24 protein-coding genes are annotated in these 26,019 nt (G+C 64.6%); 4 read left to right on the forward strand and 20 right to left on the reverse strand.

Features of this window, described 5'->3' with window-relative positions:
• Position 1: 1 nt before the first annotated feature.
• The 15 genes from VVR12_RS06090 to VVR12_RS06160 form a co-directional block, all read right to left on the reverse strand.
• A complete protein-coding gene (locus VVR12_RS06090; RefSeq protein ID WP_368550272.1) occupies positions 2-1,582 on the reverse strand; it encodes a PH domain-containing protein in 1,581 nt (526 codons plus the stop codon).
• Positions 1,583-2,080 carry a PH domain-containing protein gene (locus VVR12_RS06095; RefSeq protein WP_368550273.1) on the reverse strand — a complete coding sequence of 166 codons (498 nt, stop codon included), beginning with the start codon at positions 2,078-2,080 and terminating at the stop codon, positions 1,583-1,585.
• 110 nt (positions 2,081-2,190) lie between these two features.
• A complete protein-coding gene (locus tag VVR12_RS06100; RefSeq protein ID WP_368550274.1) occupies positions 2,191-2,715 on the reverse strand; it encodes a DUF3180 domain-containing protein in 525 nt (174 codons plus the stop codon).
• Positions 2,712-3,218, reverse strand: coding sequence for a 2-amino-4-hydroxy-6-hydroxymethyldihydropteridine diphosphokinase (folK, locus tag VVR12_RS06105; protein WP_368550275.1), 507 nt, complete (start codon positions 3,216-3,218; stop codon positions 2,712-2,714). Before folK ends, VVR12_RS06100 begins: the two co-directional genes overlap by 4 nt.
• Positions 3,215-3,631, reverse strand: a complete 417-nt coding sequence (gene folB, locus VVR12_RS06110; protein ID WP_368550276.1) for a dihydroneopterin aldolase — start codon at positions 3,629-3,631, stop codon at positions 3,215-3,217. Before folB ends, folK begins: the two co-directional genes overlap by 4 nt.
• A 254-nt stretch (positions 3,632-3,885) precedes the next feature.
• Positions 3,886-4,752: a dihydropteroate synthase gene (gene folP / locus VVR12_RS06115; RefSeq protein WP_368550277.1), complete on the reverse strand. Its 867-nt coding sequence runs from the start codon at positions 4,750-4,752 to the stop codon at positions 3,886-3,888.
• Between the two features lie 55 nt (positions 4,753-4,807).
• Positions 4,808-5,572, reverse strand: a complete 765-nt coding sequence (locus VVR12_RS06120) for an ABC transporter ATP-binding protein (RefSeq protein WP_368550278.1) — start codon at positions 5,570-5,572, stop codon at positions 4,808-4,810.
• Positions 5,566-6,621, reverse strand: a complete 1,056-nt coding sequence (locus VVR12_RS06125) for a FecCD family ABC transporter permease (RefSeq protein WP_368550279.1) — start codon at positions 6,619-6,621, stop codon at positions 5,566-5,568. Before VVR12_RS06125 ends, VVR12_RS06120 begins: the two co-directional genes overlap by 7 nt.
• Before the next feature lie 9 nt (positions 6,622-6,630).
• Positions 6,631-7,806, reverse strand: coding sequence for an ABC transporter substrate-binding protein (locus VVR12_RS06130; protein ID WP_368550280.1), 1,176 nt, complete (start codon positions 7,804-7,806; stop codon positions 6,631-6,633).
• A gap of 173 nt (positions 7,807-7,979) precedes the next feature.
• The gene (gene folE, locus VVR12_RS06135) at positions 7,980-8,549 is read right to left on the reverse strand and encodes a GTP cyclohydrolase I FolE (RefSeq protein ID WP_368550281.1); all 570 of its coding nucleotides are present in this window, start codon (positions 8,547-8,549) and stop codon (positions 7,980-7,982) included.
• On the reverse strand, positions 8,549-10,738 hold the full coding sequence (gene ftsH / locus VVR12_RS06140) for an ATP-dependent zinc metalloprotease FtsH (protein WP_368550282.1): 2,190 nt from the start codon (positions 10,736-10,738) through the stop codon (positions 8,549-8,551). Before ftsH ends, folE begins: the two co-directional genes overlap by 1 nt.
• 207 nt (positions 10,739-10,945) lie before the next feature.
• Positions 10,946-11,497 carry a hypoxanthine phosphoribosyltransferase gene (hpt, locus tag VVR12_RS06145; protein WP_368550283.1) on the reverse strand — a complete coding sequence of 184 codons (552 nt, stop codon included), beginning with the start codon at positions 11,495-11,497 and terminating at the stop codon, positions 10,946-10,948.
• Positions 11,498-11,578: 81 nt separating this feature from the next.
• A complete protein-coding gene (gene tilS, locus VVR12_RS06150; protein ID WP_368550284.1) occupies positions 11,579-12,697 on the reverse strand; it encodes a tRNA lysidine(34) synthetase TilS in 1,119 nt (372 codons plus the stop codon).
• Positions 12,697-13,857 (reverse strand): zinc-dependent metalloprotease, encoded by a 1,161-nt coding sequence (locus tag VVR12_RS06155; protein WP_368550285.1) that lies wholly within the window; start codon positions 13,855-13,857, stop codon positions 12,697-12,699. The genes tilS and VVR12_RS06155 overlap by 1 nt, the downstream gene beginning before the upstream one ends.
• An 85-nt stretch (positions 13,858-13,942) precedes the next feature.
• The gene (locus VVR12_RS06160; RefSeq protein ID WP_368550286.1) at positions 13,943-14,464 is read right to left on the reverse strand and encodes an inorganic diphosphatase; all 522 of its coding nucleotides are present in this window, start codon (positions 14,462-14,464) and stop codon (positions 13,943-13,945) included.
• Between the two features lie 157 nt (positions 14,465-14,621).
• On the opposite strand from VVR12_RS06160, the gene dacB reads away from it, so the two are divergent.
• On the forward strand, positions 14,622-16,115 hold the full coding sequence (dacB, locus tag VVR12_RS06165) for a D-alanyl-D-alanine carboxypeptidase/D-alanyl-D-alanine-endopeptidase (protein ID WP_368550287.1): 1,494 nt from the start codon (positions 14,622-14,624) through the stop codon (positions 16,113-16,115).
• A 304-nt stretch (positions 16,116-16,419) separates the two neighbouring features.
• Here the strand turns inward: dacB and VVR12_RS06170 are convergent, their stop codons facing one another.
• On the reverse strand, positions 16,420-17,565 hold the full coding sequence (locus VVR12_RS06170; RefSeq protein ID WP_368550288.1) for a CAP domain-containing protein: 1,146 nt from the start codon (positions 17,563-17,565) through the stop codon (positions 16,420-16,422).
• A 424-nt stretch (positions 17,566-17,989) separates the two neighbouring features.
• On the opposite strand from VVR12_RS06170, the gene VVR12_RS06175 reads away from it, so the two are divergent.
• From VVR12_RS06175 to VVR12_RS06185, 3 genes are all read left to right on the forward strand, one after another.
• Positions 17,990-20,854, forward strand: coding sequence for a DEAD/DEAH box helicase (locus VVR12_RS06175; protein WP_368550289.1), 2,865 nt, complete (start codon positions 17,990-17,992; stop codon positions 20,852-20,854).
• A 61-nt stretch (positions 20,855-20,915) separates the two neighbouring features.
• Positions 20,916-21,629, forward strand: a complete 714-nt coding sequence (locus VVR12_RS06180; RefSeq protein WP_368550290.1) for a hypothetical protein — start codon at positions 20,916-20,918, stop codon at positions 21,627-21,629.
• A gap of 51 nt (positions 21,630-21,680) precedes the next feature.
• Complete coding sequence (locus VVR12_RS06185; RefSeq protein WP_368550291.1) at positions 21,681-22,292, forward strand: recombinase RecJ; 612 nt, start codon at positions 21,681-21,683, stop codon at positions 22,290-22,292.
• Here the strand turns inward: VVR12_RS06185 and VVR12_RS06190 are convergent.
• From VVR12_RS06190 to VVR12_RS06205, 4 genes are read right to left on the reverse strand one after another with little or no spacing between them, the layout of a single operon-like run.
• Positions 22,263-23,249 carry a glycine betaine ABC transporter substrate-binding protein gene (locus VVR12_RS06190; RefSeq protein WP_368550292.1) on the reverse strand — a complete coding sequence of 329 codons (987 nt, stop codon included), beginning with the start codon at positions 23,247-23,249 and terminating at the stop codon, positions 22,263-22,265. The genes VVR12_RS06185 and VVR12_RS06190 overlap by 30 nt on opposite strands.
• Positions 23,246-24,040: an ABC transporter permease gene (locus VVR12_RS06195; protein ID WP_409349887.1), complete on the reverse strand. Its 795-nt coding sequence runs from the start codon at positions 24,038-24,040 to the stop codon at positions 23,246-23,248. The genes VVR12_RS06190 and VVR12_RS06195 overlap by 4 nt, the downstream gene beginning before the upstream one ends.
• A complete protein-coding gene (locus VVR12_RS06200) occupies positions 24,037-25,377 on the reverse strand; it encodes a betaine/proline/choline family ABC transporter ATP-binding protein (protein ID WP_368550293.1) in 1,341 nt (446 codons plus the stop codon). The genes VVR12_RS06195 and VVR12_RS06200 overlap by 4 nt, the downstream gene beginning before the upstream one ends.
• Entirely contained in the window at positions 25,370-26,011 is a 642-nt protein-coding gene (locus VVR12_RS06205) for an ABC transporter permease (RefSeq protein WP_368550294.1), read from the reverse strand. The genes VVR12_RS06200 and VVR12_RS06205 overlap by 8 nt, the downstream gene beginning before the upstream one ends.
• Between the last annotated feature and the right edge of the window lie 8 nt (positions 26,012-26,019).

Raw genomic sequence — 26,019 nt, forward strand, 5'->3', positions numbered from 1 at the left:
GTCAGTAGCGGGCGGCCAGCCCGTGGGCGCGGTGGACGTCGATGTTCTTGGCTATCGGGGTCACCGGCCCGGCCACCGAGTGCAGGGTCAGGTTGGCGAGGTTCCGGCGCTGTTGCCAGGGGCCGCTGCGCACCAGCGTCGATTGGACGCAGCCGTGCGGCAGAACGGTCAGCTTGTGGATGATCACCCCACGCCGGATCAGCAGGAAGTTCTCGCCGACCTCCACCCCGTTGCGGCGGAAGCTGAGGGGGTCGAAGATGCGGGAAGCGCGCGGTGCCGGTTCGAAATCGCCCTGGGGGTCTCGGTGGGCCAGCACGTGGGTGAGTCGCCGGCAGTCCGCCATCGTTCCGCCGCGTTCGGTGATGATGTAGGGCAACACCGCGGCGAGCTCGTCGGCGGTGGCGGCCACGATCAGGGTCGAACGGGTTTGTTCGTTCTCGCTGAGCGCCATGCCGTACCCGGCCACGTTCATGGTGACCGTGTACCAGCCGAAGAAGCGCCAGGTGAAGGGCTGGGTGATTTGGATGGCCTGAACGCGGCCGGTGGGCACCGCCTGGGTGAGGGTGTTGGTCATGCCTCGGCGGATCTTCAAGCCCTCTCGGTCGTACAGGATGCGCATGTTGTACGAGCCGTTGAACTGCGCCCAGACGGTGGTGACCACGGCGAAGATAATGGCGAGATTCGTCAGCAGAATAGACCCCAGCTCCGCGGCGGTCATGATCGAGCCGATCAGGATGAGCAATAACGGCACGAAGTAGAGCCACAGCTTAGGGTTCAAGAGGATGGAACCGATCAACCGCCCCGTCGAGAGCCGGTAGAGTTCGACGGGTTCGGCGTCTCGCGCCGCCTTCTCGTCTTCGGCCTCCAGATAAGACTGCACCAGTTGGGTATCATCCGGCGCGGGCTGAGGCTGGATCTCGTTCTGCGCGTGAATTTCGACCTGAGGTTGTGGCGCGGCTTGGGGCTGCCCTTCGGTCTGTCGCTGCGGCGCAACCTGATGTTGCGGCGAATGAACGGGGGCCAGCCCCTCGCGTTCCTCCCGCACGCGGGCCAAGACAGCGCTGCGGAACTGGTCGGCGGCGTCCTTCTTCAGGAACTGGATCTTCAGCGCGGTCTCGGTGCCGTCGGCGACGTCCACCTGCACCTCGCTCAACCCCAGCAGGCGGGCCAACAGCGGACGGTTGATGTCGACGGACTGGATCTTACGCAGGTCAGCCACGCGGTGCTTCTTGAAGAGGCCGCCGATCTTCAGGTGCACGGCGGTGCTCGTGACCGCGAAACGGGTAAAGAACCATCCCCAGTAGCAATAGGCGAGGAAGATCGACAGGCCCGCGGCCACGATCAGCGGCAAGGTCCACAGGCCCAGCTGCCAGCCGAAGAATTTGAATTCGCGCAGTGCGGCCAACCAGTTGCCGTCGTTGTTGCGCAGAATGTCGGAGAGGTCGTTGCCGATCGTCCAGATCATGACCGCCAGAACCAGCCAGACGCGGGTGATCGGCGAGAGGGGGTGTGCGCGGCGCCAATCCGCCTCGGCGATCCCCGGGGCGGAGGTCTCGGTGTTCTCCATCGAGGGATTCTGCATTTACATCCCCACCATCTGTTCCTCGCCGCGGGCAGACAGCGCCTCGCTCAGACGCTGGGCCTCGGCGGTTTCAAGACCGGGGATTTTGGCGTCGGTACCCATGGACGCCGTGCTCAGCTCAACGCTGGCCAGCTTCAGCGCGCCCTCGATCGGCCCGGAGGTCACGTCCACCAGCTGCATGCGGCCGTAGGGAACCGTGGTCACCTTACGGGCCAACACACCGCGGGTGATCACCAGGTGGGTCTCGGTCTCGGCGTAACCCCAGGAACGAACGTAGCGAGCGGTGAGCACCAACGCGATCAGCTGCCAGACGGCGGTGAGCGCGACGGGAATCCAACAGACCCACAGCGGTATCTGCCACTCCCAGAGCCAGCGCGCACCCAGCAGAGCGGCGCTAAGCGCCACGTAGATCACAGCCCAGATCGCACGTTGCACGAGGCGAACCGTGAAGTAGCGGGGGCTGATCGGGGTAAACGACAGGGGCTCAGAAGTGTGCATGAGAGTCCTCGAGGTTGTGAATGTGGCTCTCACCATTGTCCCAACCCGGGCCTGAGAAAAGCATCGTCCTGAAGGCGGATATCGACAGCTGTCGCCAACCGAGGGGAACGTTAGTCCTGGTGGCGGGCGTATCCGCGGTTGTCGCGGGGAGCCGCCTCGCGGGAGTTGCCGGAGTCGGCGTCCGAATCAGAGGGCGGGATCTTGCACATGTTCTCAACCACCAGCCCGACGATCACCATGATCAGCCCGGCCAAAATATCCAGACCGGCCTCGATGACCGGGTACCATGCCGCCCGCACCGCGAAAAGGCCCAGTTGATGCAACAGCATGGCCACGTGCCAGCCGAAAACTACCGCGCCGGTGTAGGCGCAAGCCTGGGCGAATATTGCCGTGCGCGCCGCCATGAGCGGGTTCATTTCGGGGGCCTGCTGTCGGCGTTCGATGTCGCGGAAGGCGCGCACCTGCACACCGCGCCACAGCGCGATCGCGCTTACCAGCACGCTGATCACGAGGAAGGACGCCGGTAGCTGCAACTCGGGCCCGCCCAGGCCCGCGACCACCAGATGCAACACGTAGGCCACCGCAAAGGCGAGCACCGCGATGAACACTAACGCGCGGACCTTCAGGGAGGTCATGCACACACCACCGGTGCGGGTCGGTACTCCAGAATGCCGTCGACATCGTTGGCTTCTTGGGCGAGCACACTCACCAGTTCATCTTCAAGGGTGGCCTGCGGGTCCATCTTCGCCCAGGGTGCCAGCACGAAGGCGCGCTGCGCCGCCATGGGGTGTGGCAGGGAGAGGTCGGGTTCGTCCATCTCGAGGTCACCGTAGGCGATGATGTCGATGTCCAGAGTGCGCGGGCCCCAGTGCACCTCGCGGGTGCGATGGTGCTTCAACTCCACCTGTTGGCAGTAACGCAACAGGTCGAAGGGACCCAGTTCGGTTTCGATCTGCACGACCAGGTTGATGAAGTTGGGCTGATTCTCGGGGCCACCCACCGCCTCGGTGATGGCCATCGGGGAGGTTTTCAGCACGCGGATCTTGGGGTGATGGGCAAGATCGCCAATAGCCCGCAACAGGGTCTCTTCGCGAGCGCCGAGGTTCGAACCCAGCGCCAGGATTGCTGAAACTGTCATTGTGCCTCCCGAAAGATAGTGACCGATACATCTGCGAAGGCCACCGGAATGGGAGCCTTCGGCTTGTGCAGGGTCAGCTCGACGGCATCGAGCGGGTAACGGTCAAGCATCGTGGCGGCAAGATTTTCGGCCAGCGTCTCGATGAGGTCGAGGGAGTCTCCGGTGATGACCTCTCGGATCGTCTCGGCGACCTCGGCGTAGTTGACGGTCTGGGCCACGTCGTCGGTGGCGGCGGCCTTGCTCAGATCGAGGTACAGCGTGGCGTCGACGATGAACGGTTGACCGGTCTGCTTTTCGCTCTCGAGCACGCCGTGGTACCCCACGCTACCGACGCCGGTGAGGGTGATGCGGTCGGCGCGGGCGAAACGATCTGCGGTCGCGTCTTGACGGCGCTGCGGTGAAGCCAAAGCCACGATGGTCCTTTCGTCCGTATGTGTTAGGGACGGTGTGACTCTTATTTACCACAGTTGCGGGCCGGTGGTTTTCCGCCGGCATGGAGGGCATGGGCCGCGGGCTCACCTCGGGACCGGCGCAGGGCGCGAAATCTACAGGGTTTTTCAGACAACTTCACGGCGCACACTCAGATTTAAGCGGCGGAAATCACATTCGTGACGCCAATAAGTCGCTTGCAATGCGTTGCCCGACACATTATTACGCCACTGTTGGGTTAGCGAGCTCCGGCAGTTTTCACCGCGGACGCCACGGCGATGGAGTCTGCGGTCGAGGCCACGTCGTGCACGCGCACGGCCCAGGCCCCGCCGAGTGCCGAGATGGTAGAGATAGCGGCGGTGGCGGCGTCGCGCCCGGCGGCATCCCGCAGCTCGGGCTCGGTCTCGCTCCGCCGGCGGTCTTCATTGCGCAGGAGGTTGGCCACGAAGCGCTTGCGCGAACCGGCCACGAGCACCGGGTACCCGAGTGCTTGCAGGCGGTCCAACCCGGCGATCAGCTCCCAGTCTTGGGCACCGGTCTTGGCGAACCCCAGGCCCGGGTCGAGAATGATGTTCTCCTCGCGCACTCCCCCGCGCTTGAGACGTTCGATGAGGAATTTCAGCTCGGCGATCACTTCGTCGACGGTGTTCGCGTAGGTGGCCGCGGCGTCCATCGTCTGAGAATTCCCGCGGGCGTGCATGAGGATGTAGGGGACGTCCAACTCGGCGGCGGCTGCGATCATGTCGTCGGTGAGATTCATGCCCGAGACGTCGTTGATGATGTGCGCACCGGCGGCGATCGCAGCGCGGGCGGTCTCGGCGTTGAGGGTATCCACGCTCATGACCACGCCCTGCTGCGCCAGGCGCTCGATCACCGGCAAGATGCGGCGCTGTTCCTCCGCCACCGAGACGCGGGTGGCGCCGGGGCGGGTGGATTCGCCGCCCACGTCGATGATGTCTGCGCCGTCGGCGAGCATCTTCTGTGCGTGCGCCACGGCAGTCTCGACGGTGGCGTGCTCACCGCCGTCCGAAAACGAATCGGGGGTGACGTTAAGAATGCCCATCACCAGGGTGCGGTCGCTCGACACAGTCTGCAAGATGCTCACGAAGATTCCTTTCGGCGGGGGTCGTGACTCATTCTCGCACACCCGGCTGAGCAGGCTAGGCGGTAGCACAGATCACCGGCACACCCTCGTGATCGAGGATCTCCGCTTGCACCCCGAAGACCTCCTGCAACAATTCAGGGGTCAGCAGCTCCGCGGGTTTGCCCTGGCCCATCAGCCGCCCGTGAGACATCACCAGTAACTCGTCACAGTAGCGGGCCGCCAGGTTAATGTCGTGGATCGCCACCACGGCCAGCGCCCCCGAGTGCTCCACGCGGCAGCGCAATTGGCCGAGCAGAAAGAGCTGTTTATTCAGATCCAGGGCGCTGGTGGGTTCGTCCAGCAACATGACCTCGGGGGTGGCAACGAGCATCTGCGCAAAGGCGATCATCTGGCGTTGCCCACCCGAGAGCTCGTTGAGGTATCGCCCCTGGAGGTGGTCGAGGCCCAGCTCGCACATCACCGACGCGGCATCGCGTCGCGCCGAGCTGTGGCCCGCGCTTCGAGTGGCCGAGATGAGCACGGTCTCGTACGCCGTCAGCGCGGCCGAGCTGGGCAGGTCTTGGGGAACGTAACCGATGCGTCGGTATCGTTCTCGAGGGTCGGTGACGGGTTGCCCACTCACGGTCAACCGGGCTGCTCCGCCCATCGGCTTGAGCACCCCGGCCAGGGTCTTGATGAGGGTGGACTTTCCGCAGGCATTGGGGCCCAACAGCCCCACCACCGTGCCGCCGGTCAGCGTGCCGGCGCTGAAGTCGGTGAATACCGGGCGCTTGCCATACCCGCACGCGAGGTTCTCGAAGGTGAGGGCGACATCTACCATTGGGTGCGCTTTCTGGTGAGGATGATCAGGAAGAAGAACGGCACGCCCACCAACGCGGTGATGATGCCGATGGGGATCGCGATGCCGGGCACGATCACCAGGCTCAGCGCGTGGGCGGCGCAGAGGATCCCGGCTCCGGCCGCCATGGACGCCGGGAGGAAGTAGCGCTGGTCTTCACCGACGAGCATGCGGGCGATGTGGGGGCCCACCAACCCGATAAAACCGATCACGCCGGCGAAGGCCACGGCGGTGGCGGCGAGCACCGAGACCACCACGAGCATGATGATGCGCAAGCGGCTCACGTTCACGCCCATCGCGCGGGCCCGATCGTCGCCGAGGCGCAGCGCGGTCAGCTGCCACGAGAGCACCGCCATGATCGGCAAGGTCACCGCCAGCACCACCGCCAAGACGCCATTGCCCAGCCAGGTGGCGCGGGTCAGTGAACCCATCGTCCAGAACACAATCTGCTGTAGTGCCTCGGTGGAGGCGCGGTACTGCAGTAGCGCCAAGACGGCTTGAAAGAGGAACACCAGGCCGATACCCAGCAGGATCATGGTCTCGGAGGTCGCCCCGCGCCAGATCGAAAACGCCACGATCACCGCGGTCGCGGCGATGGCGCTGGCCCAGGCAATGACGGCCAGGTTCAGCTGCGGCACCGGCACCAGCACCCAGCCCAACACAATGGCGGAGGCACCACCGAGGGCCGCTGCCGCCGAGATGCCCAGGGTAAAGGGTTCGGCCAGCGGGTTGTTCAGGATGGTCTGCATCTGCGCGCCCGCCGCCGAGAGCGCCAACCCGATCAACACCGCCATGACCGACATGGGCAGACGGAGTCGCCACAGCACGGTCGCCTGCGTCTCGGTCAGCGAACCGGGGTCGACCAAGCCGTGTAGGACGTCCGCGGCGCGCAGATCGACGGGCCCGACCACCGTGCTCACAATGAACGCCACCGCGGCCAGCACGCCGAGTGCGGCGATCGCAGCCCACCGACGACGCACGGTGCGGTGATGGTCGGCGACCAGGCGGTCTACTGTCTGCTCATGGTTCATGGACGGTCGCTACTTCTGCTTCTCGGCCTGAGAGACGAAGAAGGTGCCGCTGACGTCGAAGGGCATGAATTGCTCGTGTGCCTTCTTCAGCTCGGCGTCCATATCGGTCTGCGGGAAGAGCTCGGGGTGTAGCCACTGGGCGAATTGCTGGATGGCCAGGTAGTTGAAGGGAGAGTCGTAGTACTGGTGCCACACGCCGTAGAGCTTGTCGTTCTTCGGGGCGCTGAGCTGATCGAAACCGGGGGTCTTGACCAGGCCGTTGAGGGTTTCGCGGGCGTGTGCCTGCTCGGTGGAGTACCCCAGCGCGGCGTGCGGTACGGCCTGTTGCTTGTCGTTGTCGGAACTCCACGAGCCACCGGAGGCGATGATGACCTGCGGATTCTGTTCGATGAGCTTCTCGGGGGTGATCGAACCGGATTCGCCGTCGATCAGGTGGTCGCCGATGTTTTCACCACCGGCGGCGTCGATGAACTCGCCCATGTTGGACTTGTTGTTCGTCGCGCAGCATTCGGCAAACCCGCCGGCACGCCAGAAGAAGGTCTTGGGTTTCTCGGTGACATTGGCGGTCTTTTCGCGCACGCCGTCGACCACCTCATGCCAGTTGTCGTTGAACTTCTTCGCTTCGTCGTTCTTGTCGAAGATCTTGCCGTAGAGCTCCACCGACTTCGTGGTGTTCTCCAGCGGGTGCTGGCGGAAGTCGGTCACCACGTACTTCAGGCCCGCCTGATCCATCTTGTCGATCATGCCGGTGCCCTGGGCGGCGTCGTAGTGGTCCTTGGTCAAGATGACCACGTCGGGGTTGTACGAGACGAGGTTCTCCACGCTGACGTCACCCTTGGCGATGGCTCCGATGGTGGGGATCGAGGTGAAGTCGGGGTTTTCCTTCTTGATCTTCTCGTAGTACGAAGGGGCGGCGGTCTTCAGGTCGCTGCCCATGGCCACCACGTGCTCGAAGGGGTTGTCGTGGTTGAGGATCGCGGTGACGAACACGCCGCGTCCTTCACCGAGCACCACGCGCTCGGGCTTGTGGTCGAAGGTCACGGTACGGCCGGCCACATCGGTGACGGTCAGTGCAGAATCCCCGGCGGACGCGGGGGCGGAGTTTGTTGAGGACGCGCCACAGGCGGTGAGCACGGTCAGGAGGGCGGTGGCGCCGAGGGCGCCGACGGTTCTTCTCAGGTTCACGATAAGACCCTTTATTAAGGTGTGATTTAACTATGGGTTAGGCATGCCTAAGTTAAAGTACCTCAATCCGAATAAGAACACAAAAATCTATCGCAATTATTTCGGGGTACAAAGAAACCCGCCAGGGCTCCTCAGAGCGCCTGGCGGGCATCGACGAAGTGAGCGTACGGCCTCTAGTGCTTGCTCATAATCAGACTCATGGCCTCCGAACGGGTGGCCTCCGCTCGAAGCTGACCGCGCACCGCCGAGGTGACGGTCTTGGTGCCGGGCTTGCGCACACCGCGCATCGACATGCACATGTGCTCCCCCTCGACCACCACGATCGCACCCGCGGGCTGCAGATGCTCTTCGAGAGCCTCCACAATCTGGGTGGTCATGCGCTCCTGCACCTGCGGCCGCTTGGCGTAGAGATCCACCACGCGGGCCAGCTTTGATAGGCCGGTCACCTTGCCGGAATCCCCCGGAATGTAACCGATGTGCGCCAGACCGTAGAAGGGCACCAAGTGGTGTTCACAGGTCGAATAGAACTGAATGTCTTTGACCAACACCAGCTCGCGGTGACCGATATCGAAGCTAGTCGCCAAGAGATCTTCGGGGTCTTGGGTGAGCCCCGCAAACATCTCCTCGTAGGCGCGTGCCACCCGTGCCGGGGTTTCCCTCAGGCCGTCTCGGTCGGGGTTCTCCCCGATCGCCAACAGGATTTCCCGCACTGCCGCCGCGATGCGCGGCTGATCCACAGCCACTAGCGGCCACCGCCCCAGGGGTTCTGGATATCCGGGCCGGGGCCGTTGCCGCCGGCGTTCGGACCCAGACCGGGGCTGGGGTTCACATCGGTAGCGGGCTTCTCGGGAGTTCCGGTCTCCGGTTCGATCACGGGTTGTTGCACGATCGGATCGTCTTCGCCGTCGTGCTCACCGTCGCGGTTCGAGTCGGCGCGGTCGTCCGCGGCCACCGAACCGCCGCGCGAAGCCTCAAGCTCCGACGGGGCCTTGACCGGCGGAATGCTGGAGGGCTCGCGGTTGGTCTTGGAGTACCAGTAGGCGCGCTCGTCCCGCTTGACGACCTTCGAGAAGATCTCCTTCAGCTCGTTCTCGAGCAGGGTCTCCTTCTCGAGCAACGCGAAGGCGAGGGTATCGAGAACCTCGCGGTTGTCGCGCAGAATCTCATAGGCCTCGTCGTGGGCCTGCTCGAGCAGAGCGGCAACCTCTTGATCCACGGTGTAGGCCAGCTCATCCGAGTAGTTGTTGCCGTTACCGGAACCACCACCGAGGAACGGGTCGGATTCCTGAGCGGCCAGGCGCACCGAACCCACCTTAGAGCTCATGCCGTATTCGGTGACCATCTTGCGGGCGGTATCGGTAGCCTTCTGAATATCGTTGGACGCACCGGTCGAGGGATCGTGGAAGATCAGCTCTTCAGCGGCGCGGCCACCCATCGCGTAGGCCATCTGGTCCAGTAGCTCGTGGCGGGTGGTGGAGTACTTGTCGTCCACCGGCATCACCATGGTGTAACCCAGGGCGCGGCCACGGGGCAGGATGGTGATCTTGGTGACCGGGGCCGAGTTGCGCAGGGCCGCGGCGACCAGGGCGTGACCGCCCTCGTGGTAGGCGGTGACCTTACGCTCGTGCTCGTTCATGATGCGCGAGGAGCGCTGCGGGCCGGCCATCACGCGGTCGATCGCCTCGTCGATGGCGCGCTCGTCGATCACGTTGCCGCCGTCGCGGGCGGTCAACAGGGCGGCCTCGTTCATCACGTTGGCTAGGTCTGCACCGGTGAAGCCGGGGGTGCGCTTGGCCACGCTAGACAGCTCCACCCGTCGGTCGATGGGCTTGCCGGCGGCGTGCACTTCGAGGATGCGCTGGCGGCCCTTGAGGTCGGGGGCATCCACACCCACCTGACGGTCGAAGCGTCCGGGGCGCAACAGCGCCGGGTCCAGCACGTCGGGGCGGTTGGTCGCGGCGATCACGATGACGTTGGAGGTGCCGTCGAAGCCGTCCATCTCCACCAGCAACTGATTCAGGGTCTGTTCGCGCTCGTCGTTGCCGCCACCCATGCCGACGCCGCGCTGGCGGCCGACGGCGTCGATCTCGTCCACGAAGACGATCGCCGACTTGTTCGACTTGGCTTCCTTGAACAGGTCGCGCACGCGGGAGGCACCCACGCCCACGAACATCTCGACGAAGTCGGAACCGGAGATCGAGTAGAAGGGAACTCCCGCCTCACCTGCCACGGCCTTGGCGAGCAGGGTCTTACCGGTACCGGGAGGACCGTAGAGCAGCACGCCCTTAGGGATCTTCGCACCCAGTCGGGTGAACTTCTCGGGCTCGGCCAAGAACTCGCGAACTTCCTCGAGCTCGGCCAGCGCTTCGTCCACACCGGCCACGTCGGCGAAACGAACCTCGGGGTTATCTTTGTTGAACTTCTTCGCCTTGGACTTCGAGAAATTCATGATCTGCGATCCACCGCCGCCCATGCGCGACATCAGGAACCAGAAGATCAGCACGAAGACCAGCATGGGGCCGATGAAGCCCAGCATGGACAGGAACCAGTTGTTGACCACGGGCTGGTCGGTGAAGCTCTCCAGCTCGGCGTTGTCCATGGTCTTGACGACGTCGTTGGCGCGCGGCTGAGAGTAATAGAACGTCAGGTCTTTGCCGAGGTTCTTGCCGTCGGGGGTGGTGTAGTCGTCTTTGAGCTCGAGGTCAACCTTTTGGTCGCCATCGTAGATCTTCGCGCTGGTGACCTTGTGGTCATTCAGCAGCTGCAGACCCACGTTGGTATCCACGCGGTTGGTGCCGCTGAACAGGCTGCCCATCGACATCGCGACCACGATGATCACCAGGATCACCGCAAAGAACCACGGGCCAGAAATGAGCTTAGAGAAGAAGCCCTTACTCTGACCGTCGGGGTTTTTGTTGGTATTTTGCGCCAATTAAGAGTCCTCCACAACCGGGCCGGGGGCCCGCCGAGCATCCGCGCACCGTGCTGAGAGTGCGCCCATTAAACTGCCTTCTAATGTACTGAAAAATTCTGATGACTTACAGATAACAGACCGCCGTTCACCTGAAGGCTAAAAATAGTGCGGCCCCGCCGGCTGGTCGAGCAGGCGAGGCCGCGTCGCGTCGATAAAGACGAAAGATTAGGAGTAGACGTGGGGCGCCAGGGTGGCGATGCAGTCGAGGTTGCGGTAACGCTCGGCGAAGTCCAGGCCGTAACCGACCACGAACTCAGGCTCGATGTCCCAACCGACGTACTTGCACTCGATGTCGGTCTTCACAGACTTCGGCTTACGCAACAGGGCACAGATCTCGACCGAGTTGGCGCCGCGGGTGCGCAGGTTCTGCTGCAACCAGGCCAGGGTCAGACCCGAGTCGACGATGTCCTCGACGATCAGCACGTCACGGCCGGTCAGGTCGGTGTCGAGATCTTTGAGGATGCGCACCACGCCGGAGGACTTGGTGCCCGAACCGTAGGAGGAAACCGCCATCCAGTCCATGGTGTAGTGAGTCTTCAGCGCGCGGGAAAGGTCGGCGACCACCATGATCGCGCCCTTGAGAACACCCACCAGCAGAACGTCCTTGTCTTTGTAGTCACGGTCGACCTGCTCGGCGAGTTCTTTGATCTTGGCGTCGATCTCTTCTTTGGTGAAGAGCACGTGCTTGATATCGTCCTTGACGTCGTTTGCGTCCACGGTATGTTCCTCCAACGATTGGCCTAACCACGCTCAGGCGGTTGCCCGGCGCGCCGTTTTCATGTTCATTCTAGGGGGTTTTCAGCGGGTTCGACCAATAATTAACACCCCGGTTGCCCGAAAAGCACCCGCAGGACGCACCCGCCAGGCGCTCACATGCCCGGCCAGTTGCAGCGGCCCACCCTTCGCGTGATCGGCCACAAACTCGTCGAGCGCACGCAATCGCTCGAACCCCGGGGTCTCTCCCCCGGCGGCGGTCACCGCCAGGGCCAGCACTCGCAGACGCAGGGCGTCGGGTAGCGCGGCGAGCGCGGCGCGGCCGTAGTACGCGGCCTGCCCCCGGACGTCCTCGGGCGGTTGCAATCCCGGCACCTCGGCGGTCAGCTCGCCCGAGTCGAAGATCGCGCGCGCCTGTTCATCCAGATAGCGGGCGTCGGGGCCGAGGATGGCGGCAGTGCGGGCCAGGGCGGTGGCGACGTCCCCGCCGAGTTGTTCCTCCAGGAAGGGCAATACCTCGTGGCGCACCCGGGCGCGGGCGAGGGTGGTGTCTGCATTGGTCGGGTCGTGCCAGGGGCGCAGTTCTTCCACCGCGCAGATGGCCTCAATCTGGTTGCGGCGAAGGTTCAGCAGCGGGCGGATCACGGTGAAGGCGTCGGTCTTTCGCACGGTGGGCATGCCCGCCAGCGAGCGCGTGCCCGAACCGCGTGCTAATCCCAGCAACACCGTCTCCGCCTGGTCGTCGAGGGTGTGTGCCAAGAGGATAGCCTGCGCCCCGGTGGCCTCGACCGCCTGTTCGAAGGCCTCGTAGCGGGCGGTGCGGGCGGCCATCTCGGGGCCGTCGCGGCGGGTATCGACCGTCACGGTCGCCACGGTCACCGGGGTCAGGCCCAGCTCGCGGCAGGTGGCAGCGGCGGTCTCGGCGACCTGCGCCGAGCCGGGTTGCATCTGGTGGTCGACGATCACCGCCCCCACGCGCAGCTCCCCGCGGCGGACGAAGTGGGCGGCGACGGCGGCCAGGGCCAGCGAGTCGGGGCCGCCGGAGCAGCCGAGGAGCACCAGCGGAGGTTCGGTGGGTCGCCGCGGGGTGCGTCCCGACGCGGAGACCGTTCCGGGACCCAGAGCGGTGTTGAGGGCGCGGGCGAACTCGTTGCGGGCGAACCCGACATCGGGGTATAACCGCCCCGTGCGCGAGCGTTGCACTAGTCCAGGAACTCCGGGTCGTCGTCGAGGTGTTCGTCTTCGTAGAGCACGCGGTTGATCCACGCCTGCGGGTCATGGATCTCTTGCTCGGTCGGCAGGTTTTCGGGGCCCTGCCAGATCAGGTTGAAACGATCCATGCCTTCGTTGTCTACCACGAACTGCACGAACTTCTGCCCGTCTTGGTACTGCTTCATCTTGCGCTTCATACCCAGCAGGTACGAGACGAACTTGACCAGGAACGACTGGGTTTCGCTACGACGGTTGAAGCGCTGGCGGATGGTGCGCACGCTAGGGATGATGGAGGAATCCACCGAATCCATCACCACGTTGGCGTGGCCCTCGAGCAGGGACATCACGGCGGTGACCTGGCTCAACGTCTGCGAGGCCATCTCCCCGAGCACGATGTTGGTGGTGGCCACGACGTCCTCGCTGCGGGACTCGTGCTCGGATCCGGTGGCATTGCGGGTCACCACGGCGGCCTTCAGCGCGCGGCCGAGCAGGTCGTCGGTGCTGGCACCGAGGTTCTTGGTCAACTGCTGCATCAGATCCAGCATGTAGTCGCGCAACCAGGGGGCGGCGGCGAACTGCACGCGGTGGGTCTGCTCGTGCAGGCACACCCAGAGGCGGAAGTCCTCGGGATCAACGTTGAGTTCTTTTTCGAGGGTCAGCAGGTTGGGCGCGACGATCATCAATCGACCGCCCGGCGCACCGTGACCGGCCAGCGCCGCATAGGGGTCGTACTGACCCAGGACGCGGGTGGAAAGGAACGCGAGCACGCCGCCCAACTCCGCCGACCCCACGGTGGTCGCCACCGCGCGCTGCGACTCGGTCAGCCGCTGCATCTTCTTGCTCAGCACCGATTCGCCCAGCGGGTCGAGCATGACCGAGAACGACTGGGTGTTGGCTTTGGCCCAGGTGGCGCGGTCGACCACGAGCACCTCGGAGTCGCGCAGGTTGTGGGCGGCCTCCAAACCGGTGATGTTGTAGACATGATCTACCGAGGCGGTGGCCGCGTACCGCATGGATTCCACGGCGGCGCGCATCTTCGCCGGAGAGAGCTTGGGGCCTGCCGGCGCCAGGGAGGCCGCCACCTTGGCGGCGCTGGGCCAGTTCAGCACGTTGCTCGAGGTGATTTTTTCGGGGCTGTGTTCGAACGTCATCGTTACCAGTCTAAACAGAAAAGAGGCCGGCAGTTTCCTGCCGGCCTCTCGTGTTGGGCGCTGTCGCTACAGCACTACCAACGCATTACTTGGTGTCGTCTGCCTCAGCCTCGGCTGCCGACTCGTAGTGCGACTTCTCGAAGCGCTCCTGGGCTTCGCGCACCAGGCGCTCAGCGGTTTCGCGGCCTTCCCAGCCCTCAGCCTTGACCCACTTACCGGGCTCGAGGTCCTTGTAGCGCTCGAAGAAGTGAGCGATCTCTGCCTTGACGTGATCCTGGATGTCTTCCAGTTCCTTGATGTCGTTGTAGCGCTTGTCGGAGGGCACGCACAGCACCTTGGCGTCGCCGCCGGCCTCGTCGGTCATGTTGAACACGGCGATGGGGCGGGACTCCACGAGCACGCCGGGAACGAGCTCGTCGTTGATGAGCACCATAGCGTCCAGCGGGTCACCGTCTTCGCCGAGGGTGTCTTCGAAGTAACCGTAGGCGGTGGGGTACTGCATCGAGGTGAACAGCACGCGGTCCAGACGCAGGCGTCCGGTCTCGTGGTCAATCTCGTACTTCACGCGCGAGCCGCGGTTAATTTCAATGGTGACATCGAGTTCCATGCGTGGACTCCTCTTCGGTTTGTCGGTGCGCGCCGCCGGGGCGCGCCTGTAACAGTCGCTCTTTAGTCTAACTCAGCTATCGTAGTTGGGAGGAGAATTGCAGGTGAGCGCCGGTTCTCCTCCTCTCGCCCGCGTCTTGTCTTCCGTGGAGGTCCCCGTGAGTTCGTCCCAGCGTCCTGCCCCGTCGCGTCCCTCGCAGCGCGCCTCGACCTCGCGCGGCGCCGCTTCTGGTGACTCGGGGTCGCGTGGTTCAGGCTCGCGCGGTTCGGCCGCCCGCGGTTCACGTAAACAGTGGATCTTGCCGGCGGTACTGGTGGCCGGATGCGTGGCCACCGGTGCGTGGGCAATCCCGCAGGTTCAGCACGCCCAGCAGCTCCGAGAGGGGTCGCAGGCCTCATCCCCGGTCCCCAGCGCCGAACCGGTGCCGACCCTGGTGCCGTCGGGGCCGGCTGATACGGCGGCCATGCAGAAATCGCTGAAGGGCATCGTGGGCGGTTTCACCACCGGGAACATGACCGGCCTAGTCGTAGACGCCGCCTCGGGTGAGACGGTTTTCGCTTCCGGCGCCGAGCGACCGCGGGTACCGGCGTCCAATTTCAAGCTCTTGACCGACTACACGCTACTGCGCACCGTCAACCCGCAGTCGCGCTTCACCACCGAGGTCGTGGCCTCGGGTAAAACCCTCACGCTGGTGGCCGGCGGAGACACCCTGCTGGGCACCGGGGAATCCGACGAGTCGGCGGTGGTCGGTCATGCCGGTCTGCGGACGCTGGCCCAGCGCACCGTGGACGAGCTGAAGAAACAGGGACCGGGCGCCTACACCCTGAACCTGGACGCCTCGCGCTTCTCGGGCCCGGGACTCAACCCCGCCTGGGACCCGGCCGACGTGCAAGCGCAATTCGTCAACACCGTCGCCCCGATCGCGTTCTACTCCCACTTCTCCCCCGCCGCCGGCGGTAGCGCCGGGGACCAGCGTCCGAAAGACCCCGCCGGGCAGGTGCACACGGCGCTGGTCGAGAGCATCAACGAGCTCGGAGCGAGCGCCGGCATCTCGGTGAAGGCTGGCGGCACTGCGCAGGCGGAGGACGGCGCGCAACCGGTGGCGCAGGTTCGCTCGGCGACGGTCGCGCAGCAGGCCGCGCACATGATGCAGGAGTCAGACAACATGCTTGCCGAGACGCTGGCCCGCAACGCGGCGGTGGCCGCGGGCAAACCCGGCTCGATCGAGGGGGCCCGGCAGACCGTACTGGAGACGCTTCAGGCCGATGGCATCTCGACCGACGGGTTGAAGATCAGCGACCTCTGCGGTCTCTCGCCGGCCAACCGAGTGACCAATACGACGCTGGCGCAGGTCACGCGCGCCATGGTCAACGGGGAACACGGTCTCAGCGCGGCGCTGGCAGGGTTGCCGGTGGCCGGTGGGTCGGGCACCCTCGACTCGCGCTTCGACGGCCCGGTGGAGGCGTCCGCACGCGGTTTCGCCCGGGGTAAGACCGGCACCCTGAACTCGGTGATCTCACTGACCGGTTACACGACCGACGCCTCCGGGCGCACCTATATCTACTCGTTGATCACCAATGACGTGACCGACCCTGCCGCCGCCAAGGACGCCCTCGACGAGGCGGCCGCGGTGATCACGGGCCGTCGGTAGCGGCGGGGCGGGATGAGCGGGCCGTCGGTAGCGGCGGGGCGGGATGAGCGGGCGAGGCTCGGACGTGGAGGCACCGGGGCTGGACACGAGGGCTCGGCGTTTGCTTCTGCGCTTACGACCGCGTTTTCCCCTCGCGACCGTACGCTGCTGGTCATTAAGGTACTTTCGCGGTCGTAAACTTCCCGGCTGGGGACTTTCGCGGTCGCAAAAACGCCCCCTCGCCCGGCGGGTCTAGACCTCTGGGGCTTGGGGGCGCTAGGACGCGGGGCGGGGGCGCTACACGCTCGTCCGGGGAACGACCGGACTAGGAGTTGAAGGTCCGTACCGAGTAGTTGGTGGAGCTCCAGGCGACGGTCACGCCGTTGGAGAAGCGCTGGTGCACCTCGGAACCGACGTTGTACTCGTCAGTCACGGGGTAGCCGTAGCCGCGTTCGAAGCCAGCCATCTTCCACTGGTGACCGATGGCACCGGATTCTTTGACCACGTGGGCACCGTAGACGGGGTGCCACAGCACCTTGGAGTAGAAGCTTCCCTTGCGGAAGAGCTGGTAGGCACCACCACCGGTGATGCCGGAGGTCTCATCGGTGACGGGGTATCCCAGGCCGTTTTCAAAGCCCCGGCTCGACCAGAGCTGACCGATGGCACCCTGTTCGAAGACGGGGTGAGCGCCGGTGCCGAGAGTCCACAAAAACTTGTAAGAGCGAGATCCGGTGGAGAAGATCTGGTAGGCACCACCGTACGAGAGGCCCTTGTACTCGTTCATGACCGGCTTGCCGTAGGTTGCCTCGCCACCGTCGGCAAAGTACTTGCTGCCGATAGCACCGCCGATGGAGTAGTTGCCGGAGGACTGCACCGACAGTGAGGATCCGCTCACGGTGGACTGAATGTCACCGGGGCCGTTAGAACCGGAGTAGTTGTAGATTCCCACGTTGCCCACCACGCGCCACGGAAGCGTGGAGCCGTTGCCGTAGGCCAGGCCGATGCCCATGGTGTTGGCCTGGGAGGCGAGCACGGCGTCGCGGTGCGCCGGGGAGCTCTTCCAGAATCCCAGTAGCTCGTTGAGGTCGTTGTTGTAGCTCAGCGCGATGACCTCACGGCTGAAAGAGTAACCCTGCACGTCGGGGTTAGTGAGGAATTCGGTGCTGTGGGAGACGTAGCCCTGCACGAATTGGCGCTCGGCCTCGCCAGTCATGACGTTGGCGACGGTGGCCGAGTGACGCACCGGCGCTTTGCCGTAGTAACCGCGGAAGTTATTGATGAGGTCCAGCAGCTCTTGAGCATCGGTGAGGTAGCGGCTGGTCGACACGGAGGTGAGGTCGCCCGCTGCGGCGTGAGCGGCCGGAGCGGTGGCCAGGGCGGCGGCGCCGAGGCCGGCACCTGCAAGGGTTGCAGTGGCGAGCTGACGACGGTTGAGAGTCAGGGCGCCCGGGGCAGTGTGAGAGAAGTTCATGTGAGGGTGACTCCAGGAAGTTATCTGACGTGCGCTGGACGCTCGCCGGGGTGGTATCGAGAGTGTGCTGCCGAAACAACTTTATAGAATCGTTACTTTCAGAATCAACGGTATATCGAATCTTAATCATTTTTAATGCCGAAATTTAGGCGCATCGAAGCCCCCCAAAGAGCCCCTACTTACCGGATCTTTGCACCGATTCAACCTGTCTAGACATCTGGACGTTCGAATAGATTTCTCCACACCGGCAGACCAATCGCGATAAAAACCCCAGAAATTGGTTCGTACCACTGGTGGCTCGGATTAAGTTTTTCGAAAGCAAAGTCACGGTGTTCGAATTTCTTCCTCCACCCACGCAAACACGCCTAAAATGTCATACCCCGTTGCTACGGTGAACCTATCCGAGCCGAAAGAAGCCACCGTAATGTCTATCACCTCTCTGCCCGATCTCACCCCCGCCGACCTGCTCGCGGCGTCCCGGTGCCAGTACGCGTTCGTGCTGCGAGCCGCCGCGACGACCCCTGAGGCGGTGCGATCCACGTTTCTGCAGGCCGCCGATGAGACGGTTGAACAGGTACGGGAACGGGCCAGGCTGATCACACGCCCGAGCTTCTACCATGCCGCAGAAACACCGCTTGAGGCGGGGTTCGCCACCTCCTGCGCGCAGGCCCGGTGGGAGGACGGCGCCTACCGCCTCCGAGACACTGTCGCCGAAACCCGCGAGGCGGTACCCGCCCTGCTGGGTCTGGCCTTCGCGGTACAGAGGTGCCAGGCGGCGTCCGTACCTGTGCATCACGAGGTGGAGCTTGCCACCGCCGACGGTGAACTCACCCGGCACGACGCCACCCCCTTCTTCGACGTGCTGGACGAACACCGCGAGCAGGCCGCCGCGCTATTGCGTTCGTACCTCACGGGCGGCCCGCCCGAGATCGACTGGTTGCACGACGCCCACCTGACCCGCTGCGGTCACTGCGGCCCCTGCCGCGAACAGGTGCGTGCCCACCGAGACATGTTGCTCGTCGAGGGGTTGAACATGCGCACCCGCAATGAGCTCGCGACCCGTTACCGGGTGCAGACCATCGAAGAACTGGCAGCGCTCGGTTCGGCGAGTGAGAACCTCCCGGCGGCGGTGCAGAAGTACGTCAGCCGTGCCCAGGTGCAACTGGGTTGGGCGAGCGCCGAGGACGTCGCGGCTCAGTTCCCCGACGACGCCGCGCTCCTGGACCGCTACGGGTACCGCGAATCGGCGGCGGTAACCGATACCGTGCAAGAACTCCTCGACGCCGCGGGCAAGGCCGAGGAAGAAACCTCGGCCGAGCAACGCCTCTGGGAGCACCTGGCGGGGGTAACGCCGCAAGACTTCACCGCGGATCAGCTGGCAGTGGCAATGGTCGCCGAGGCGACCGGTTATTATCGCCGCGAGCGCACCCAGTTCTGGACCGAGCACTTTCAGCGCCTCTCCAGCGACATCGATGAGTGGGAACAGACCCGAGACGTGGCGGTCTTTGAACGCGTAGCCGTAGAAGAAGAGTGGGGCAAAGACCCCGATCGACCCCGCGCTCAACCCACCCGCCTGTTGGGAGTCCGCGCGCAACTGGGTGAAGGCTCAGCTCTGAAGGGTGGCGAGCAGGGCGTCTTTCTCATGTACCGCGCACCTTTTCCGCCCTTTATCGCCGCCGATTTTGCGCACTCGCTGGCCAAGGCCCGCATCGCCGAACGGGAGTTCGACTCGGTGCGCCACGGGTGGTTCAAAGGAACCGTTGAGTCGGTAGAGCTGCACGGCGATAACGCGGTGACCCTGCGCATCCGTGAGTCCCTGCCGCGCGGCGCCGAGCCCTTCGATGAGCTACCGATGGCGCTCTCTCCCGGCACGCCCATCCCGACCAAGGCGCAGGAGACCGCCCTGGCTGAGCTGGCCGGCGAGCTCGCCGAGAGCCTACCGGATTTCCCCGCCTCGGCGGGGCTGGACCTCTTGCGGCGCGTGCCCCCGCGCTTGGTGGGCGGCCAACCGTTGCCCACCCCAGACGAGGCAGCCCACGGTAGCCTCGCCACCCTCGAGGCGCTCCATCGAGCGGTGCACGAGCTCGACGGCTCCTACGTTGCGGTGCAGGGCCCTCCCGGCACGGGCAAGACCTTCGTCGGCGCCAACGTGATCTCGCGTTTGTTGCTGGACGGGTGGAAGATCGGCGTGGTCGCGCAGTCGCACGCGGTGGTCGAAAACGTGCTCTCGGGGGTGTTAGATCTCAAGAAGATCTCCGCCGAGCGGGTGGTGAAGTTCAAGGGCAAGTCGCGCAGTGAGAACTTCGAGTGGTCGGAAGTTTCTGAGGCCGAACTGGCCGAGATGCTCGTGGACGCCCCCGGCGTGTTGATCGGTGGAACGGCCTGGGATTTTGCGAGCGAGAAGAAGTTCCCCGCGCAGTCGCTGGACCTGCTGGTGATCGATGAGGCCGGGCAGTACTCGCTGGCCAACACGCTGGCCGTGGCCCGGGCGGCACGCAACATGCTGTTGCTGGGCGATCCGCAGCAATTGCCGCAGGTCACCCAGGGCACTCACGACTATCCGGTGGACGAATCGGCGCTGGGTTGGCTCGCCAACGGAGCAGATACCCTGCCGGCCGAGTTCGGGTACTTCTTGGCGCAATCCTGGCGCATGCACCCTCAGCTGTGTGCCGCGGTCTCCGAGCTCTCTTACGCGGGCGAGTTAAACTCGGCGGAGGCCGGCTCCCGACGCAAACTGGCGGGAGTGGAGCCGGGGGTTTACCTACACGAGGTAGAGCATTCTGGCAACACGACGGCCTCGCCCGAAGAGGCGGATGTCGTGGTCGATCTGGCGCGACGCTTCGTCGGGATGCAGTGGTGCGAGAACACCGCAACCGACACCCCGCGCCCGCTGCGTCCCTCAGACATCGTGGTCGTGGCCGCCTATAACGCCCAGGTAGACCTCATCTGCGAGCGGCTGGCCGAGGAGGACGACTCGGTGCGAGTGGGCACGGTCGACAAGTTCCAGGGGCAACAGGCACCGGTGGTGTTGGTGTCGATGGCGGTGTCCTCCGCCGGGGTCTCGGCGCGCGGGGCGGACTTTCTGCTCTCCGCCAACCGGCTCAACGTGGCGCTCTCGCGTGGCAAGTGGTGCGCGGTCATCGTGGCCTCCACGCACCTGACGCATTTTCTGCCCGGCACCCCCGAGGCGTTGCTGCAGTTAGGACGCGTGGTGCGGCTCAAACGGGCGGCCGCACCCCTCCCCGATGCGGCCGGTTTCACCTCGGCCGGCCCTGCCGCGGCACAGTAAGGGGCGAAGTAAGGTGAGAGAAGAGATGTCTTTGCAACCCAACGAAGGATCGGCGAGATTCATGCATCCCACGCATATGGCACGAACCCCCTACATCTTCCACTTTCAGGGGCAGTCGGTGGCCATGGGTGAACCGCGCTTTCTCCAGGAGATTGAGCATTTGCTCCGCGAGGCGGGTGAACAACCTCGCCCCACGTTCTGGAACCAGCAGTATCTCGTGGACGCCCTCAACGAATACCCGGCGCTACTAGAGAGCGGGGTTGAGGGTTTTGGCGATTCAGGCCCGGGCGACCTGCTGAACTCGGTGGGCACCGACCTGGGCCCCGAGGAGTTTTGGGAGGCCATCGACCGCGGCGTGTTTCGGTCTACCGAGTGGCCGGTGGGCAACGCCCCGCTGTTTCTCGGCCAGCGCCCCGACTGGCTCGAACATGCCCGCAGCTGGGAGTTCGACCCGGTCGCCCCGCCGGACGGCCCCGGCGAGCTCGGCGGGTGGACTCGTCTGCGCGGGCGCGAGGGGTCAGGCCAACCGGTAGGGATGTTTCAGCTGACCGACCCAGACTCGTTCTGGGTGCTCGGCTCGGCAGACGATCTCGACCACGTGATGAACCTCTGCCGCGAGTTGGCAGGCTACCGTGAGGGCTTCGGTCTGGCCACCGCCTATTTCGACGAGACCGCGCGTTACAGCTCCATCGCGCTTCCCCTGCGGTGCAAACAACTCTTACAGGAGGAGTTCTTCATCGCCGGGGTGGACTGCGAACCGCGTTTTTGGGAATAAATCCTCTCGCGCCGTCAACCGCTATCGGTTGATTCGGGGCATACTAAAGGCATGTACGTTCTGACCCTCATCTGCCGCAACGAGACCGCTCAGCCCCTCGACGAGTTCCGCGAGCGCCTGAACACCCTCGAACCGGAGATCCCGTTTGCACAGAGCTACCCCGACGAGCTTCAGGGGGCTTTCTACTCCGCCGAAGACGCGGTGCGTGCCATGCTCTGGGCGGCGTCCGAGTACGGGTACTGGGTGGGCCTGGGCGTGGGTGGGCTGAAGAAACCGCGTTTCGCCGCCGCGCTGGGTGCCATCGCGACCACCGACTGCTCCGGGGACGCCCTCGACTACTCACGCATCGCCGTCGAGCAGGCGCAGACCGGCTCACCCGCCCGCGGGGTGGTGGTCCAGGGGGCGGATCGGGTGTTCTCCGAGCACGCCACCGGCCTGGCTCGACTGCTCTACCGGGTGGCCGCCGACCGCACCGAGGCCGAGAACCGCGTCATTAACCTGCTGACCCCGGGCGTGCGGGGGCAACAGAAGGCGGTGGCGCAAGCGCTGAAGATCAGCTCGCAGGCGGTCAGTAAGACGCTGGTGCGCGCCGGCTACCACGAGCAAGAGGCCGCGGTTCCGGCGCTGGTTGAATTACTGCTGGGGCTTGATCAGACCCTCTGAGACCATCCACTCGTAGGCGACCTTCGAGGGTTCTTGCCCCTCAACGTCTACCTTGTAGTTCAACTCACGCAAGACATCGTTATTCATCCGTTGCGCCACCTTGTCGTACTCGGCGGCCAGGCCGGGGTACTTGTTCAACGTTTCGGTCGAAAAGACCGGGGCGGCACTGTAGGCGGGGAAGTACTTCTGGTCGTCTTCGAGAACCGTGAGGTTCAGCGAGTTGATGCGGCCGTCGGTCGTGAAGATCTCGCCGAAGTTGCAGGCACCCTCGGCGGTGGCGGTGTAGACCGTGCCGGTATCCATGATCGAGATGTTCTCGTCGGGAATGCCGTTGGCGGAGCCACGCTCTAGACCGTACTTCTTCAACATGCCGTTGAGGCCGTCGGGGCGCGAGTTGAACTCCGCCTCGATGCACAGGGTGCGCTCCTTCGGCGGCACCTTGGCGATGTCGGAAATGTTCTTGAGGTTGTGCTTCTTCGCGTAATCCTCACGCACGCCGAAGCTGTAGGTGTTATTCAGCGGTGAGGGTTTGCCCCACGTCAGGCCATTGGGTTCGTCTGCCTTGCGCACCGACTCCCACATCTGTTGCGGGTCGTTGATACTCTCGGGTTTGTTGAGGTAGGTCAGCCAGGCGGTGCCGGTGTATTCCCACTCCATGTCTACTTCCCCGTTCAGCATGACCTTGCGGGCCGGCTGCGACCCGGGGATGTTGGTCATGTCTTGCACGTCAAAGCCGGCGGCCTGGGCGGTGAGCACCCCGATCTTGCCGAGGATCAGCTGCTCGGTGAAGTTTTTGGCGCCCACGGTCAGTTTCTGACCGTCGGAACCTTGAACGTGAGAGATGGCCGCCGGTTCTACCTGGGGCACCTCGGTGGCGGAGGGTTTCAGTCCACAACCGGAGAGCCCCAGCACGGCGACGGCAGCCAGGGTGCCAAGGGATCGTCTCTTGAGATTCATCGGGTCAGTCCCTTCGGGGTTGCGATGTGTTCCACGACGCGGGCGAGCCAGTCGATCGCGAGCGCAAAGATCGCGACCAGCACCGAACCGAAGACCAGCACGCGGTTCTGAGCCAGGTTCACCCCGGTGGTGATGAGCAGGCCGAGACCGCCGCCGTTGATGAAGGTGGCCAGCGTCGCCGATCCCACCAGCAGCACCAGGGCGGTGCGGATCCCGGCGAGCATGACGGGCACGGCCAGCGGGAGCTCCACCTTGAAGAGCACCTGCATTGCGCTCATGCCCATGCCGCGGGCGGCCTCGATGAGGCGGTGGTCCACAGCGTCCAGGCCGACCATGGTGTTCTTGAGAACCGGCAGAAAGGCGTAGACCACCAGCGTGACCAGCGCGGCGTTGGTGCCGAAGCCCAGCCAGAAGGCGAAGAGCACGATGAGGCCGACCATAGGTGCCGCCTGCCCCACGTTCGCCAGACCCATGAAGAACCCGGTGAGTTTGCGGAAGGGCTTACGGGTGAGGATGATGCCCAGCGGGATCGCCAGGGCCAGCACGATCACCGCCGAGATGGCGGTCAGCTTCAGGTGCTCGAGAGTGAGGCTCCAGATGGACGCCGGGGCAAGGGTCACCTTCTCCACCTCGGTCAGCTGCGCGTTGCCCAGCCAGAAGAGCATCCCGGCCAGGATGAGCCCGAGGATGACCGGTTGGATGATCAGCGCTTTCCACCCGCTGGGGGCTGAGTTGCGCGCCGTGGTTTCTTGAGCCTCTGCGGTGGGGGTGTCGTTGACGGTTGCGCTCATGCTCGTTCACTTCCTGATCCGGTCGCGTTCGAGGTTTTCTCCCAGGGGGTAGATTTCCCAGAGTCCGCAGAGGCGTTGGGCTCGCTCATCTCGTAAGTGATGATGCCGTCCTCATCGGTGGTGGCCACAGGGAGCTGGCCGGTGTTGTGCCCGACCGGTGCGTCCACCTCGTGGACCTCCTGGGAGAGCCCCTCGATGGCCTCGATGACGGTCTCCACGGTGATCACGCCCTTGTAGCGGCCACGGGGGCCGGTGACGGCGGCCGAGGATGAGCCAGCGACGAGCATCGTGTCCAGAGCGTCGTCGAGGGTCGAGGAGTCACCCACCACGGGGAAGTTGCGTTCGCCTAGGGCCTTGACCACGGTCATGCGTTCGAGCTGACGGCGGGACACGAAACTGACTGGGCGGTCTTGCTTGTCTAACACCACACCCACCTGTGCGCCGGTCTCGCCGAGGCGGTTGAAGGCGTCGCGGGCGTCCTGTCCCAATTCGACCGTGGGAGTGTGGCTCAGGGCGACGTCACGCACACGCGCCAGGCCCAGCTGCTTGAGGCCGGCGCCGGAGCCGATGAAGTCTTCGACGAACTCGCTGGCCGGGTTCGTCAGGATCTGCTCGGGGGTGCCGTACTGCTCGATCTTGCCGCCCTCGTTGAAGATCACGATCCAGTCGCCGAGTTTGACGGCTTCGTCGAAGTCGTGGGTCACGAAGACGATGGTTTTGTGCAGTTCGTTCTGCACGTGGATGAGCTCTTCCTGCAGGCGCTGGCGGGTGATCGGGTCGACCGCGCCGAAGGGCTCGTCCATGAGCAGCACGGGCGGGTCGGCCGCGAGCGCGCGGGCCACGCCCACACGTTGCTGCTGACCGCCGGAGAGTTCCTTGGGGTAGCGGTCGCGGTAGATCTCTGGGTCGAGCGAGACGAGGTCGAGCAGTTCGTCGGTGCGAGCTTCGATGCGGTGCCTGTCCCATTTGAGCATCTTGGGCACCAGCCCCACGTTGGCCCCGACGGTCAGGTGCGGTAGCAGGCCGCCGGCCTGGATCACGTAACCGATGCGGCGGCGTAGTTGGTCGCCGTTCATCTTGGTGACGTCTTCGCCGTTGATGACGATGCGGCCCGAGGTCGGTTCGATGAGCCGGTTGATCATCTTCAGCGTGGTGGTCTTACCGCAGCCGGAGGGGCCGACGAACATGACGGTCTTGCCGGCGGGGATTTCAAGGGTGAGCTGATTGACGGCGGCCTTTTTGCCACCGTAGGACTTGGTGACATTCTCCAGCAGGATGGTCGCCCCGGTGATCTCGGTGTTGTGGGCGTCTGAGGGGGTCTGTTGTGTATTAGGCACGGATACCTCGCGAGGTTGTGAGACGGCCCAGCAGCACGAGCAGGCCGTCGAGGATGAGAGCGATGACGACGACGGCGATCACGCCGATTGCCACGGATTCGAAGGAGTTGGCCCCACCCAGGCGGGAGAGCCCGGAGAAGATGTAGCTACCCAGACCGGGGCCGAGCACGTAGGCGCTGATAGCGGCGATGCCCATGGTCATCTGGGCGGAGACGCGCATCCCGGCGAGGATGACCGGCCAGGCCAGGGGCAGTTCGACGCGGAAGAAGGTCTTGGCACGGGACATGCCGATGCCGCGGGCGGCTTCGATGAGCGAGCGGTCTACACCGTTGAGCCCCACGAGCGCGTTGCGCAGGATGGGGAGCAGGCAGTAGAAGGTCACGACGACGACGGCCGGGGCCACGCCGAAGCCCAGCGGGGCGATGAGTAGACCGATGAGAGCGAAAGCGGGAATGGTCAGGCCCACTGCGGAGACTGCGTTGGCTGCCGCCGAGAGGGTCTTGTTGCGGTAGCAACAGGCCGCGATCGCGATGGCAAGGATGGTAGCCAGGATCAGACACTGGGCAACGAGCGAGAAGTGTTGCCAGCTCGCCGAAAGTATCTGGCCCCAGCGTTCGGAAATGTATGTTCCCACCGTGGAGT

The organism is Rothia sp. LK2588 (assembly GCF_040946465.1).
Lineage (GTDB): Bacteria > Actinomycetota > Actinomycetes > Actinomycetales > Micrococcaceae > Rothia.